11 protein-coding genes are annotated in these 15,058 nt (G+C 61.7%); 5 read left to right on the plus strand and 6 right to left on the minus strand.

Annotated features, from left to right (window positions below):
• Positions 1–170: 170 nt before the first annotated feature.
• A complete protein-coding gene (locus ACP_RS04975) occupies positions 171–1,391 on the plus strand; it encodes a glycosyltransferase (protein WP_015896201.1) in 1,221 nt (406 codons plus the stop codon).
• Between the two features lie 64 nt (positions 1,392–1,455).
• On the opposite strand, the gene ACP_RS04980 is transcribed toward ACP_RS04975, so the two are convergent.
• The 5 genes from ACP_RS04980 to ACP_RS05000 form a co-directional block, all read right to left on the minus strand.
• Complete coding sequence (locus ACP_RS04980; protein ID WP_169305917.1) at positions 1,456–2,487, minus strand: radical SAM protein; 1,032 nt, start codon at positions 2,485–2,487, stop codon at positions 1,456–1,458.
• A gap of 250 nt (positions 2,488–2,737) precedes the next feature.
• A complete protein-coding gene (locus ACP_RS04985; RefSeq protein WP_015896203.1) occupies positions 2,738–4,513 on the minus strand; it encodes an ArnT family glycosyltransferase in 1,776 nt (591 codons plus the stop codon).
• Positions 4,514–4,524: 11 nt separating this feature from the next.
• Positions 4,525–6,438 (minus strand): asparagine synthase (glutamine-hydrolyzing), encoded by a 1,914-nt coding sequence (asnB, locus tag ACP_RS04990; protein WP_015896204.1) that lies wholly within the window; start codon positions 6,436–6,438, stop codon positions 4,525–4,527.
• A 204-nt stretch (positions 6,439–6,642) separates the two neighbouring features.
• On the minus strand, positions 6,643–7,272 hold the full coding sequence (locus ACP_RS04995; protein WP_015896205.1) for a hypothetical protein: 630 nt from the start codon (positions 7,270–7,272) through the stop codon (positions 6,643–6,645).
• An 11-nt stretch (positions 7,273–7,283) separates the two neighbouring features.
• A complete protein-coding gene (locus ACP_RS05000) occupies positions 7,284–9,737 on the minus strand; it encodes a 3-hydroxyacyl-CoA dehydrogenase/enoyl-CoA hydratase family protein (protein ID WP_015896206.1) in 2,454 nt (817 codons plus the stop codon).
• A gap of 129 nt (positions 9,738–9,866) precedes the next feature.
• On the opposite strand from ACP_RS05000, the gene ACP_RS05005 reads away from it, so the two are divergent.
• Together ACP_RS05005 and glmU are read left to right on the plus strand one after the other, a co-directional pair.
• Positions 9,867–10,868 (plus strand): hypothetical protein, encoded by a 1,002-nt coding sequence (locus tag ACP_RS05005; RefSeq protein ID WP_015896207.1) that lies wholly within the window; start codon positions 9,867–9,869, stop codon positions 10,866–10,868.
• 193 nt (positions 10,869–11,061) lie between these two features.
• Entirely contained in the window at positions 11,062–12,465 is a 1,404-nt protein-coding gene (gene glmU, locus ACP_RS05010) for a bifunctional UDP-N-acetylglucosamine diphosphorylase/glucosamine-1-phosphate N-acetyltransferase GlmU (RefSeq protein WP_015896208.1), read from the plus strand.
• 118 nt (positions 12,466–12,583) lie between these two features.
• On the opposite strand, the gene ACP_RS05015 is transcribed toward glmU, so the two are convergent.
• The gene (locus ACP_RS05015; RefSeq protein WP_015896209.1) at positions 12,584–13,147 is read right to left on the minus strand and encodes an RNA polymerase sigma factor; all 564 of its coding nucleotides are present in this window, start codon (positions 13,145–13,147) and stop codon (positions 12,584–12,586) included.
• 203 nt (positions 13,148–13,350) lie between these two features.
• On the opposite strand from ACP_RS05015, the gene ACP_RS05020 reads away from it, so the two are divergent.
• Together ACP_RS05020 and ACP_RS05025 are read left to right on the plus strand one after the other, a co-directional pair.
• Complete coding sequence (locus ACP_RS05020; RefSeq protein ID WP_015896210.1) at positions 13,351–14,463, plus strand: HD domain-containing phosphohydrolase; 1,113 nt, start codon at positions 13,351–13,353, stop codon at positions 14,461–14,463.
• 30 nt (positions 14,464–14,493) lie between these two features.
• Positions 14,494–14,772, plus strand: a complete 279-nt coding sequence (locus ACP_RS05025; RefSeq protein ID WP_015896211.1) for a 4a-hydroxytetrahydrobiopterin dehydratase — start codon at positions 14,494–14,496, stop codon at positions 14,770–14,772.
• Positions 14,773–15,058: the final 286 nt, after the last annotated feature.

Raw genomic sequence — 15,058 nt, forward strand, 5'->3', positions numbered from 1 at the left:
CGCCCCACGCTAAATTCTGTTTGGCAACTGTAGACTTTTTCCTCGAATTTCACGTCAACTGCTTAGTTTCCATCATCTTGTCTCATGTGAAGTCGAAATAGCGGGAATTTGGCGTTTTCACGGCTCGCCATCTGAAGGGAGCCGGGCACGTCTACTCGAGATAAAAAAGCATGCACTCTCTTCTGGTGATCGTTCCTTCGCTGCGCATTGCGCTTTTGGGCATTGCCGCCATTCCTTTTATTTATTACTCCCTGGCTCTGCTCAGCTCTCTTCGTTTCTTTCTGGCGGGCCGCCGCGCGGCAAGCACCGCTCCGGCTGCCGGCGAATTTCTTCCTCCCGTCAGCATTCTCAAGCCGGTTCGCGGCCTTGACCCGGACGCCTATGCCAACTTCGCCAGTTTCTGCCGGCTCGATTATCCCGAGTACGAGATCCTCTTCTGTGTCGGGGACACCGCCGACCCCGCGCTGCCCGTGCTGCAACGGCTGGCGCTCGACTTCCCCACCACAACAATCCGCATCATCATCGGTTCGGGCCGTCAGGCTACCAATGACAAATGCGCCAAGCTGGCCCGCCTCACCGATGAGGCCGCCTACGAGCACCTCGTCATCAATGACAGCGATGTGCGCGTCCAGCCGGACTACCTCCGCCGCATGGTCGCTCCCCTCGCCGCCCCAAAGACCGGCGCGGTCACGCCGCTCTACGTGCCCACTGAGGTGAACACCTGGGTGCAGCGCCTGCAGGAAGCAGGCATGCTCTCGGAGTTCTATCCCGGCCTCTTTGTGGCCAAGGAGCTCGATGGCGTCAAATTTGCGCTCGGCCCCACCATTGCCACCCGGCGCAGCTATCTGCGGGAGTTTGGCGGCTACGCGGCGATTGAGAACCGTCCTGCGGACGATCTGCTGATCGGCCGCCTCATTGCCGAGCAGGGGCGCGAAGTGGTCCTGCTGCCCGATGCCATCACCACCGTGCCCGATTACCAATCGCTCGGCGAGCTTTTCTTCAAGCGGCTGCGCTGGATGACCGTCATGCGCCACATGCGCCCGGCCGGCCATCTGGGCCTCATCTTCACCCTCGGCCTGCCGTGGACCATCCTTGCCCTGATCCTCGCCCCCAATGCGCTCATTGCCTGGAGCTTCCTCGGCGGCTATCTCTTCGTTCGCTTTGCCCTCACGCTGCTGGTGGGGCAGTTCGGCCTGCGCCAGCGCGGCGTCTGGCTCAACATGCTCTTTGTGCCTCTCTGGGATGCATTGGCCACCACGATCTGGCTGGCCAGCTTCACACGCCGCACCATCCGCTGGCGCGGACAAAGTTACGCCATCCTCAACGGCCAACTCGTCCCCGCGAATGGCGTTACCCCGGTAGCCGCCGCCAGCGCGCCGGTCGAGCGCTAGCGTCGCTCGCCGGCAATAACAACGGGAGCGCCATACAAGCCTTCCATCGGCTTGCGTGGCGCTCCTATCCTGCCTTGGGCAGCAGCCGGCTCAGCTCATAAAAGCCGCTGGCAAAGGCATGCTTCATGGCCAGCGAAGACTCCACCCCGCAGGTGCAGCCCGGGCACTCGCGCCGCACCATCGCCTCGGCCTGACGGCGGTATGCCTCCGAATGCAGAATCTCTTTCAGGCTCGACTGCACCACATTGCCCACCGGCGGCAGCGGGTAACACCCCGTGAGCACATCGCCGTTCGAGAGAATAAACACCTGCAGATACCCCAGCACACAAGCCGGCTCGTCTAACTGGGCTCCGCTGTAGTAATCCCGGATGTAATCCACCTCAAAGCCGGGCCGCTGCATCTCCTCACGCACAAAGGACTCGATCTCCCCGACGCGATCCTTCTCCGGCCATAGCGACACCAGATCCGCATTCGCCAGAAAGAACAAATTCCTGCTCAGAATGTTGAAGCCCAGCTCCGCGCCCAGGTCCCGGGCCATCTTCGCCAGCTCGCGCAGTTCGGCAGCCGAGACTCCATTCAGCGTCACCGAAAAGCCGATCTTCTTATCTTTCAGCAGCCGAATGCCGCGAATCGCCTGATCAAAGTAGCCATCGATGCCGCGAATGCGATCATTGGACTCGCGCATGCCGTCGATGGAGACATTGATGTGAGTGATGGGCGAGGCATTGACCTTCTCATGGAAGCGCTCCAGCAGCAGCCCGTTGGTCTGCAACACGATCTTCTTGAAGCGGCGCGCCTGCGAGCGCTCCAGCACCTCAAAGAAGTCCTTGCGCAGCAGCGGCTCGCCGCCGGTAAAGCGCAGGCTGCCGATGCTGAGGTCATGTATCTCGTCAATGAGCGCGATGGCGCGTGCCGTATTGAGCCCGTCCTTCCAGTGCGTCTTCCAGTAGTCGCAACTGATGCAGCGGGCCTGGCAATTTTCAGTGAGCTTGATGTGGGCGCTCAGCGGGCGAATTTCTTTTGGAAGCAGGCCGGAGGCAAACTGGCTGCCCATCCATACACGGGGAAGATACATACCGGGAACGTGCAAACTCATCTCCTGCTTCATGAGATGAGCGCCGCGGCAGCAGCGGCCACTGCTCAGCTCATGAAACGTTGTCAACAGTGGTGAGTGACTGACTGAAGAGCAAAGAGGCCATTCCCCGAGCTTGTACTACCGATTCTGCAACTTATTAAGTGGACTTATACGCCAGTGTTGCCAGAAGTAAAAACAGCATAGCACAAAAAGTAAAGGCTGCCGGATCGCTCCGGCAGCCCTGTTTCTTTCCCGATGCCCTTGTTTGTTTTCAGGCTCCGTGGCCGGGAATGGGATGATTGGTGAACAGCGCCTTGTCGCCGGAGTACTTCACCAGAATCAGTTGCCGCTTGCCCACCAGCGAATCCAGATCATCGATCTGCGATTCCTTCGCAAAAATGTAATACCGCTGCCCGGACGCCCACAGCTTCTCAAACTGGCTGTTGTCGATGAAGGGATTCTCAGCTCGCGGCGAATACGATCCATACACCAGGTTCATGTAGCGGCCATTCAGCAGCAGCGCCTTTTCGTCGGTATAGAAGAAATACGACGAGAAGAAGTAGTAGTGATGGTCGACAATCACCTGCCCCTTGGGAGACGCCTTGAGAGCGCGAATCAGGGGACGCGAAGACATGTACGGATCAAAGGTAATCATGGCCGCGTGCGCCGCCTGAAAGAAGATCACCATCATCACGGCCGCACCAAAATAAGCGGTCCTCCACTTGCTGGGCCGCAGCGCGGTGAGTGCGCCAATCGCAAAGGCCACGCCGGCCATCGCGAGCGGAAAGCGAAGGTAGGCAAACGAGTCGAGCGTGAGGTCTTCCATGTGCCCGAGCGAAAGCCGGTACGCACCCGGATGCCGCACCAGCGCATGCGAAATATCTCCCGGGGCCGGCACATGCCGGATCGCAATCAGAATGCCGAAGGCCGCAATCGCGCATGCCGCGCAGATCACTGAAAGCGCGCGGGTGCCCCAGCGCAGCGAGCGGCTCTCAAGCAGCATGGCCGAGCCCAGCAGCAGCGCCACCGCCGGGTAAATCGGCATCGAGTAGTATTCCTGCGTCGTCGAGAAGGTGAAGAACACCATCACAAAACCGATCCAGCACACGGCCAGCAACCGCGTGCGCCCCTCGCGGTCCACCGGCTTGTACGAGAGCCGGAAGGTAGCCGGAATGTACACGCTCCACGGAAAGAGCCAGATCAGGTTGAAGAGCCAGAACAGATAGCGCGGCACCGTCGCGTAGTCGCGCGGATAGCGCATATTGAGGAAGCGCAGCAACTGCTCATTGATGAAGAAAAACCAGAAGAACCCATGCCACTGGCCCGGAATGCTCTTCATGGTGAACTCAAAGTAGGGCGGGTTCTGGATGGTCGCCAGAATGTGCCACGGCGCGGCAATCGCCAGCATGATCAGCGTGGTGCTTACCGGGCGCAGCCGCTTCCATATCTGCCATTGAAAGAGCTGCTTCGTCAGCGCCAGATAGACAATCCACGCGCCCAGCGGAAACACCACCGCGATCAGGCTCTCGAGCAGCAGCCCGGTGCCGAAGCACACGCCGATCAGCGCGGCCCATAATCGCGGGTGCGGCTCATCGTCCTCGAGCAGGCGCAGAAAGGCCCACATCGAAAGCGTGATGGTGAGCACCAGCGTCACATTGGGAATCTGAATGCGCGTGAACAGCCACAAACCGATGCAGGTGGACATGCACAGGCCCGCATAGAGACCCGCGCTGTAGCGCTTGAAAGCCCAGATGCCAAACCACGCCGTGACCAGGCACAGCGCAATCGCCGAAAGCACGACCGGAATGCGCGCCGACCAGTCATGCGCGCCGAAGATCTTGTACGATCCGGCGATCATCCAGTAGATGAGCGGAGGCTTTTCGAGATAAGGCACGCCATCCAGACGCGCCGTCACCCAGTCGCCCGACTGCATCATGTTGCGGGCAATCTGCGCCTGCACCGCATCCACATCGTCCATCAGGCTGGGGGGAGAAAAAATGCAGCCAATATAAACGGCGGCCGCAAACAGCAAAACCAGCAGGGTCACCTGCCGCCGGGTTATTCCCCAAGGGCGGCGAAGGCCGGGCTCAACTGCTGAGCCGGCGCGGACTGTATCTTCCATTGCCTCATCCAGAGGAACAAAACCATCAGGCCCCACAGGTGAAAGCCAAGGTTGATGCTCCGGTTCATATGTTGTTGGGTTAACTCGTAAATCTTATCGAAACAGAACAGATCCCCGTGCTCTGCTTCCGCACCTTCCAGTGCGTCCATCAGCACACCCTTGAGGGGTCCACGAAACCACTCGTGCGCCGGAATATCAAAACCGATCTTCTTGCGCCGCAGAATCGAGGGCGGCAGCTTTGATTGCATCAGTTGCTTCAGCAGATACTTCTGCCGGCTTCCGCGAATCTTCAGCGCCGAGGGCAGCCCTGCGGCAAACTCCACCAGGCGGTGATCCAGAAACGGAGGCCGCACTTCAATCGAGTGCGCCATGCTCATCCGGTCTGACTTCACCAGAATGTCGTCCGGCAGATAACACTCCTGGTCAAATTTCAGATACGGCGCAATTCCGTCGCCGGGAATCTCCGCGCGCAGGCCTGAGAGCAGCCACGGCATCGCACCGGGCAGCGGCTGGCGCACCAGCGCCGCTTTTTCCAGCTCAGAGAAGGTCCCGTTCCAGTAGACATGCGCCTGCTCCGGCGCGAGCAGGCTGCCCTGCAGCATGCGCTTGACCTTGTACTCAAAGCTGATCTTCTCATTCGACGCGGGCCACGCCTGCATCGCCCGCTGCGCCGCGCGAATGACGCCCTGCGGCAGATGCCGCACCTGCTGCGCAATGCGGTTGGCACGATAGGTCAGGTAGCCGCCAAAAATCTCATCCGCACCCTCGCCGCTGAAAGCCACTGTGCAGCTCTTGCGGCACAGCTTTGAGAGAAACCACACCGGCAGCGCGCCCGAGTCCGCGCTCGGCTCATCGGAGTAATACGTCAGCTCCCGGATCGCGCCTTCCAGATCCTGCTCCGGATTCAGATCAAGCTGCTCGTGAATGGTGCCGTACTTCTCCACCACCTCGCGAATGTAAGCCGACTCATCAAAGCTATGACCTTTGAATGAAATGGAGTAGGTGCGCAACTTGCTCCCCGACGCCTCGGCCGCGTAGTGCAGCATCGTCGTCGAGTCCACGCCGCCGCTCAGCCAGACGCCCAACGGCACATCGCTCAGCAGATGCTCGCTCACCGATTGCCTCAGCAACCGGTCCAGTTCCGCTTCCGCCTCGGGCTGGCTGATCTTGCCCGGCTGCATGGATGGAATCCGCCAGTAGGGCTGCGTTTCCGTGCGCCCATCGCGCCACTCCAGCCAATGCCCCGGAGCCAGCTTTTCGATGCCTTCCACCAGCGTCCACGGTGCCGGCACGTAATTCATCGAGAGGTAGCAGTCCAGCCCCTGCAAGCTCAGGCGCCGCTCAAATTCGGGGTGAATCAGGATGCCCTTGAGCTCTGAGGCAAACAGCAGGTCTTCGCCGCGCCGCGCCACATACAGCGGCTTGATGCCCATGCGGTCGCGCGCCAGCACCAGGCGATGCCGGCTCTGCTGCCAGAGCGCCACGCCAAACATGCCGCGCAGCCGCGCAAAGCACTCCACATCCCACTCCATGAAGGCGTGCAGCACCGTCTCAGTATCGCAGTGCGTCACAAAGCGGTGCCCGCGGGCTTCCAGCTCCTTGCGCAATTCGAGGTGATTGTAGATTTCGCCGTTGAAGACGATGACGGTATCGCGATCTTCCGAATAAATCGGCTGATCGCCGGCGGCCAGATCCAGAATCTTCAGCCGCGCCGCGCCCAGGCTGCACAACAGCGAGCGATGCACGCCCTGCTGATCCGGCCCGCGATGGATCAAGGTCATCGCGGCGTCCCGAATCCGGCCCTCAGGAGCAATCCACTCCTTGGTCGTAAATCCAACTATGCCGCACAAAGGCTGGTCGCCTCACAGGTCGAGATCGTGCGGCCAGCATACTGGTACTGCAACATTCCTTGACGTTAGCACACGCCAAAGCGCAGAAAACATGAACTTTTGCTGAACTCTGAAGAGACTGTTCGCTCCATGAGCAAGACTCTTTACACTTTTGCTGATGCCAAGGATGTGACCTGAATCACAACTCCGCGAATCTGGCCCGCGCTACGTCCCCAAAACGTTCTGGTAGGAATTCACCGCCAGCCAGCGCCCGGCCGAGCGCAACAGGTCCTCAAAGTCGGCGATGGCGCGGTGCTCCAGCCGCAACACGTAGCGGGCTTCGCGGTCATCCTCCAGCTCCACAATGGCCGAGAGCGCGCTCAAGCCCTCCTCGGGCATCTCATCGTGCGCCAGCACGCCCTGAATGCCGATCTCCAGCCCCTCGCGAAAGCGGTAGCCCAGCCCGATCGAGCGCTGGTCCAGCCGCACAAACGCCGGCTGAAATTTCTCCACCCGGGTGTAGGCCTCAAACAGCGTCAGCGCTCCGGCCAGCTCCTCTTCATCCAGATACACGCGGACCGGCCCGCTGTCGGCCAGCATCCATATCTCCACACCCTTGGCAAACTTGCCGCTGAAGTCTTCCACCTCGCCCTCGGCCTGCGCCGGTTGCGGCGGATGCGTCACATCGACCGTGAGCACGGCATTGACGCGCACGCGTCCGGCCAGCGCCGCCGTGTGCCGCTCCGGCTCGTAATAGTTCCGGCGCAGAATCACCGCGTCCTGCTTTTCGAGCAGAGCGCGCAGTTGGCTGGTCTGGGGGCGGTCCTCGGTCACATACAGTTCGAGCGATGGCATGCAGCGGTCCTCTAATTCCTCAAGGGCTTTCCTGTCTGCAAAGTATACGCAATGCGCTCCTGCGTTTTGCGCTCGCCGCAGAGCGACAAAAAGGCCTCGCGCTCCATCTCCAGCAGATAGCGCTCGCTCACCGCCACGCCCGGCGTCACCTCGCCGCCGCACAGGATGCGCGCCAGCTTTGTGGCCACCAGCGCATCATGATCGCTGATGTACTCGGCGCGCCGCATCAGGTGAATGCCCAGCTTCAGATTCGCCAGCGCCGCGTCGCCGGGGGCCGGAATCACCCGCTCCACCGGGGCCGAATATCCAGCCTCGGCCAGCTCTACCGCGACGGCGCGTGCCTCCAGCAGCAGCCGCTCGCGATTCATCGTCACCCGGTCGGCGGCCGACAAAAACCCGAGCGCGCGCGCCTCCTCGGCCGAGGTGGAAACCCTGGTCAGCCCAACCGTCTCAAAGCGCGTCCGAACGGCGTCCTGATATTCGCCCGTGAGGGCAAAGCGTCCCGGGGCTTCCGCAGGAGACACGCTGGCCGCCAGCCGCGCCGCGTCAAAGGCTCGCAGCGCCATCTCCTTGCTGCCGCCGCCACCCGGAATCAGCCCCACGCCCATCTCCACCAGCCCCAGATACAGCTCCGCATGCGGCTGCCTTGCCGCGGCATGCAGGCAAATTTCCGCACCGCCGCCCAGGCACATGCCATAGGGCGCGGCCACCACTGGACGCGGGCAAAGCTTGATGGCCGACGTCATGCCCTGAAAGGCGCGAATCGCCAGATCCACTTCGTCCCAATCGCCCTCCTGCATGGCCAGCAGCAGTTGCAGCAGGTTCGCGCCCACGGCAAAGTCGCTGCGGTCGCCCGCAATCACAAATCCGCGAAACTGCCGCACCCACTCCCCCTCGGGCGCGAGCGTCTGCGTCACGAGCGAAACAATGTCGCCGCCAATCGCATTCTTTGGCGAGTGCAGCGCCAGCAGCCCGATGCCCTCGCCCATGTCGATCAGCGAGCAGCCCGCGTTCTGCCGCACCACACCGTGCGCGCGCCTCAGTGAGGCGGCCGAGGCATATCCGGCCGGCCGCGCCACCGCCGTCTCCCGCTTCGCGACGGGATCAAAGACCTCCTCGCCACCGTCGCGGTACCACGCGGTTTCGCCAGAGGAAAGCAGCGCCTCGGCCTGCGCGCTCACCGCTTGTCCGGCCGCCTGCATGCGCTCGCAGACGCGCGCCACGCCCACCGCATCCCACATCTCAAACGGCCCCAGCTCCCAGTTGAACCCCGCACGCATCGCTTGATCGATGGAGGCCGGCGAGTCGGCAATCTCCGGCAAACAATTCGCCGCATAGTTCCAGATGCCCGTCAGCAGCGGCCACAGAAAGCCCGCCGCGCGGTCCTTCGCCGGGTCACCCTCCAGCACCGCCCGCAGCAGCTCGGCCGCCGTGGGCGCGCTCTTCGCCATCTCCACTGAAGGAAACTTCGGCCGCCGCGCCGGCTGATATTCGAGCGTGTGGTAATCGAGCACAAGACGGTTATTTTTAGGATCTGTAGCGGCCTTGTCTCTCTTGTAAAAGCCCTGCCCCGCCTTGTCACCGAGCCATCCACGCCCGAGCATCGTGTTCACAAAGTCCGGCAGCTTCACATCTTCCTCTGCGCGCGACGCCGCAAAGTTGCGCGCCACATGCGCCAGCACATCGATGCCCACCAGGTCCGCCAGCCGGAAGGTTCCCGTGCGCGGCCAGCCAATCGCCGCACCGGTCAGCGCATCGACCTCTTCAATGGTGAGCTGTTGCGCCTGCATGAGCCGCACGGCATGCAGCATGGCAAAGACGCCGATGCGGTTCGCGATAAAGTTCGGCGTATCGCGCGCCATCACCACCTGCTTACCCAGCCTGCGGTCCACCCACTCGGCCAGTGCCGCCACGCGGGCCGCATCCGCCTCCGGCGTGGCAATCACCTCCACCAGCCGCATATAACGCGGCGGATTGAAGAAGTGCGTTCCAAACCACCGGCGGCGAAACTCCTCCGGCATCGCCGCGGCAATCGAATGCACGGGCAGTCCGCTGGTGTTGGTGGTCACCAGCGCATCGCCGTGCAGATGCGGCGCAATGCTCGCGAGCAGCGTCTGCTTGATGCCCAGGTCTTCGGTCACAGCCTCGATCACCCAGTCGCAATCTTTCAGCTTTGCGAGATCATCCTCAAAGTTGCCCGTCTCAATCAGAGTGGCCTGCTCCGGGGTAAAGAACGCCGCGGGCTTCGCCTTCTTCAACGCGGTGAGCGCGGCTTCGGCCAGATGGCTGCGAAGCCCCTCCGGCGTTGCGCGATCGAGCAGCAGCACCGGCACGCCCGCATTGGCCAGATGCGCCGCAATGCGCGAGCCCATCGTGCCCGCGCCCAGCACCGCCGCGCGGCGCAGCAGCAGCTCTGGAGCACAGGCTGGGGCAGAGGAAGAAGCAGCGGAAGCGGGCATGGTCATGGCAGGAGTCCTCGGGTGCAACTTACACCGGTTGCGTGCATCGTGGCCACTGGGCGCGAGATTTATCACAAACTCTCATGCATCTATTCCTGCAGCCGGGTTACTCTGGACCGGCGAAGAGGAGGATGCATGCGCCGTCCTGTTGGTGTGATTGTTGCGGGGATTCTGTTGTTGCTCTCTGGCCTCTGCGGGCTGCTGCTCATCGCCGTGCAGATTGCCACCATGCTGATCACTCACTCGGCCAACGCCGCCATGGTGCCGCACGGCGAGCTGGTGCTGCTCATCTTTGACGGATTTATCTTCGCCATCTCCGTGCTCTCCGCCTGGACAGGCATTGCGCTCTTCAGAATGCGCACCTGGGCGCGCTACGTGACGCTTGTGCTGGCCGCCCTGGGAGCCTGCTTTACCGGCCTGGCCATGATGGTTTGCCTGCTGCTGCTCAACACCGCGCCGCCCGTGCCCAACCTCGCTCCGGCCACGGAGCACCAGGTCTTCCTCATCGCGGCTCTGGTTTACGGCGTCATGATGCTGATTGCCGTCTTCTGGATCGTGTACTTCAACCTCGCCAGCGTCCGCCAGGCGTTTGCGCAGGCCGCCGCCGCCCGGCACGGCGAAGATGCCTATGGCCATGTGCTGCTTCAGGGCCAGCACGAACATGCCCCGGTCAGCATCGCGCAGATCGTCGTGTGGATCACCGGCGTGCTCTTCTTTCTCGGCGGCTTCTCGATGGTCTTTCTCGCCTGGCGGCAGTTTCCTGGGTTTGTGCTGGGATGGATAGTCAGCGGACTCGGCGCTCTGCTCTTTGATCTGCTGTGGGCCTGCCTGCTCTTCTACGCAGGCCTCGGGCTGCTGCTGCGCTGGCGCGCGGGCTGGATAGTCGCCGTCTTCCTGCAGCTCTATTCGCTGCTCTCGGTCTTTCTGCTGCTTCTGCCCGGCTATCCGGCGCGCATGATCCACGCCATGCAGATCATCTCCTCGCGCTACTCCTCCATGCCCGGCGGAGCCACCGCCTTTTCGCCGGAGACCAATGCCCGCTTCCTGATGGCTGGCTCGGCCCTCAGCGGAGCCATTGCCCTGGTGATCCTCATCGCGCTCGTCTACTGCCGCCGCCGCTATCTGCGCGCCGCCTGAGCCGCCGCTCTGCTGCTGGCGCAGGCTGGTTGCGTACCGAAATGGCTCTGCATACGTCTCTTGATAGGGACGCGGCTGCGTTCCGCCCTTTTCGTGGGGTCATAATGGAAGCTGACGCTGTGATTTTCCTTCCGCATCCCACAGAAGGAAAAAGAGTTAAAAAACCTATCGAGCACGGAGGCACCACCCAGCTATGCAGATCGCAATCGTCATCCTGGCCGCAGGCAAAGGAACCCGTCTGAAATCGAAGCGGGCCAAGGTCCTGCACGAAATTGGAGGCAAAGCGCTGCTGCAGCACGTGGTGGACGCCGCAAAACAGGTCGTGCCGCCGCATGACATCTACGCGGTCATCGGCCATCAGGCCGAGGCCGTCGAAGCTGCGCTCAAGCCCTGCGGCATCAAGTTTGTGCACCAGGATGAGCAGCTCGGCACCGGCCATGCCGTGCAGTGCGCCGAGCGCGCCACCCGCGGCTATGAGCATGTGATTGTGCTGTCAGGCGATGTGCCGCTGCTCAAGCCGGAAACCATCATCGCGCTGCGCGACTTTCACCTTGAGAAGCGCGCCGCCATGACCATCCTGAGCGCGCATCTGCAAAACCCCGCCGGCTACGGACGAATCGTGCGCAAGTCCGCGCACAGCGCCGAGGTGACGGCCATCATCGAGCAGAAGTCGCTCACCGTGCGCCAGCACTCCATCCATGAAATCAACACCGGCATCTACGCCTTTCGCCGCGAGCCGCTCTTTGAGTCCATCGTGCTGCTGCGCAACGAGAATCCGCACAAGGAGCTTTACCTCACCGACATGGCCAGCATCTTCACGCACTCGGGCAAGCATGTCGTGGCGCTCGAAGCTCCCGATCCCGTCGAAGTGCTGGGCGCCAATACCATTCCCGAGATGATGGAGCTGGACCGCGCCATGCGCATGGAAACCGCGCGCCGCTTCATGCTGCACGGCGTCATCATTCAGCGGCCCGACACCGTCGTGCTCGACTCCACCGTGGAGATTGGCCCTGACACCATCATCGAGCCTTACGTGCAGTTGCTCGGCAAGACAAAGATCGGCTCCGACTGCCGCATCCGCTCTTATTCGGTCATCGAGAATGCCACCGTCTGCGACCACGTCACCATTCGCCAGAGCTGTGTCATCGCCGACTCGCAGATCAACTCACACGCTGTGCTCGGCCCCTTTGCGCACGTGCGCCCGGGCTGCCTCATCGGCGAGGGCGCGCACATCGGCAACTTTGTTGAGACCAAGCAGGTACGCATCGGCAAAGGCTCCAAGGCCAACCACCTCACCTACCTCGGCGATGCCGAGATCGGCGCTGGCGTCAACATTGGCGCGGGCACCATCACCTGCAACTACGACGGACAGCTCAAGCACCGGACGCTCATTGGCGACGGCGTCTTCGTCGGCAGCGACTCCACGCTGATTGCGCCGCTGGTGATCGGCAACGGCGCGTATGTGGCCGCCGCCTCCTGCATCACTGAAGATGTGCCGGAAGATGCGCTCGCCCTGGGAAGGCCCAAGCAGACGCTCAAGCCGGACTGGGCCAAGCGCCGCCGCGCGCAGATGGCCTCTCGCAAGAGCACAACGTAAATAAGTTGCGGCGTCCGGAATCAGGGCATGGAATCGGGACGCCGCGCGGCTCTCTCTCCTGTGGGCGATGTTGTGCAAAACGTCGTCCGGAGCTATCGCCGTCAGGCTGCTATCTGGATCAGGCTGCTTCCTGGCGCTTCTTCTGGATTTTGGCCACTGCCAGCCGCAACTGTAACCGGGCATGCACCACCGTCCGGCGCACTTCCTCCTCCGGGCAGCCCATCAGGCGCGCAATCGCTTCCGGCGCATAGCCTTCCACGTCGCGCAGCAAAAACACCATCCGAAGATTCGGCGGCAGCTGCCGCAGCGCCTCTTCAAGGTCGGTGCGGCGAATGCCTTCACTGCTCACACTCTGCCCGTCACGCGTGACCGTGGGCGGAGCGCTTTGCTGCGGAGCGCAGGCCGGCAAAACGCCCGCTTCGCGCAGCTCCTCGAAAAGAGAGGCATCCACGGCCGGGCCGTCTGGCGCGTCCGGAGAAGAAAAAACCCGCGTAAAGGTGCGAATGAGGATCTGTTCGGCCTCCACCTCGTTGCCTGTCATATAAAAAGCGAGGGCAAAGGCACGGTGCCGGTGGCTGTCGTAGACATCCCGCCGCACCTGCTCAAGGGTCTGCCCGGCAGACTGAGAAGCGATCGTTTTGGGGCCCAGTTGATTGAAGATCTGCTTTTCCAGGTCGAGCAAGGTTTCCTCTTACGAAAGTTTAATTTACGTTGTTACTGTTGTACGGTATCGATCAGATTCGAGCGTAATTTTTCAGCGAGCCTCGGCTATGGTAGGAGCAGTCCGGGATTCACTCAGCATTCCGCGATTCCTGACGATACTCCGGGTAAGATACACACATCGCAGCACATAATCTGGGCATACCAGAATGGAGTGAATGCCGCATGGCATCGGGACGAATCCTTGTGGTCGACGACGAGCCCTACATCCGGGCTGTGATCGCGACGATGCTGGAAAAGTCGAATTATCTGCCCGTGCTCGCCGCCAACGGGCAAGAAGCATTGGAGCATCTGGAGCAGGATGCCCCCTACGATGTCGTTCTTTCTGACATCATGATGAACGGCATGGACGGCATCGGGCTGCTCGAAAAGCTGCGCGAAGTCCATCCCGACACCCCCATGATCATGGTAACCGCGATGCACGATGTTAGCATCGCCATCTCGGCCATGCGCAAGGGAGCCTACGACTACCTGCTGAAGCCCTTTGCCAAGGAGCAGTTGCTGGCCACGGTCGGGCGGGCGCTCGATTATCGCCGGCTGGTGCAGCAGAACTCCATGTACCGGCAGAATCTCGAAGAGCTGGTCTCAGCCCGCACCGAGATGCTGCGCCAGGCCATGAATGATCTCGAACGGTCTTATGACATCACGCTGGAGGCGCTGGGCGACGCCCTCGATCTGAAGGACGCCGAGACCGAGGGCCACTCCAAGCGCGTGACGGCCTACACCATCGCGCTCGCCCGCCACATGGGTGTCTCGGCCCAGCAGATGCGCACCGTGGCGCGCGGAGCCTTTTTGCACGACATCGGCAAGATGGCCATTCCCGATGCCATTCTGCTCAAGCCGGGCCGCCTCAATCCCGAGGAGCAGGCCATCATGCGCGAGCACTGCGCGCGGGGCTACCAGATTCTGCGCAAGATTCCCTTTCTGCGCGAGGCCGCCGAGATCGTCTACAGCCACCAGGAGCACTATGACGGCTCCGGCTATCCGCGCGGGCTGCGGGGCGACCAGATTCCCCTGGGGGCGCGCATCTTTGCCGTCGCCGATACGCTCGATGCCATCACTTCAGATCGCCCCTACCGCCGGGCCAACAGCTTTGACTCCGCCCGGGGAGAGATTCGCCGCTGTGCCGGGTCGCAATTTGACCCGGCTGTGGTGGAGGTCTTCCTGAGGATTCCAGACCAGATATGGCGCGACCTGCAGGCTGAGATCAGCCGGCAGACGCGGTTTTCTCCCCTCTTTTTTATGGGCGAGGGATCAGATCTCGTCCTTCCGACATAACATAGAGGCATCTTCTGAGAGGAATCCCCCGTGGCTCAACTGACCCCCAAAGCGATTGAAGAACGCCTGTCCTCCCTGCCTGCGTGGAAGCTGCAAGCGCCCGAGATTGAGCGCGTCGTCGAGTTCTCCGACTTCGTTGCCGCCATGGCCTTCGTCAACAAAGTGGCCGAGAAGGCGGAGCTGGCCGGGCACCACCCGGACATCGACATCCGCTATAACCGTGTGCGGCTGGCGCTGGTGACCCACGATGCGGGCGGGCTGACCGAGCGTGACTTCGACCTGGCCGCCTCGATTGAAGCCCTGCTCTAAAAACATGTGAATCGGGATTCACATATTCCGCGGCAGTGCGACCGTGGATGCAGATAAGCTCTTTATAAAGAATAGCCTGCGGGAACGTGAATGCAGATTCACTTTCGCAGGCTTTTTCTTTCCGACGCACGACGCGTTTCTGATACTCTTCAGCATCCCATTGATAATAAACAGCTTATCTCCCAAGATAAATGTGAACATAAAATCACATTTACAGCTTCACGGGAGGCCGGGCTCGCTCGGATCGCTGCAAGCTGTTCATTGCAGATGACTTATGGAGATGCTG

Origin of the sequence: Acidobacterium capsulatum ATCC 51196, from assembly GCF_000022565.1 — a bacterium.
In the GTDB taxonomy this organism is placed as follows: Bacteria; Acidobacteriota; Terriglobia; order Terriglobales; family Acidobacteriaceae; genus Acidobacterium; species Acidobacterium capsulatum.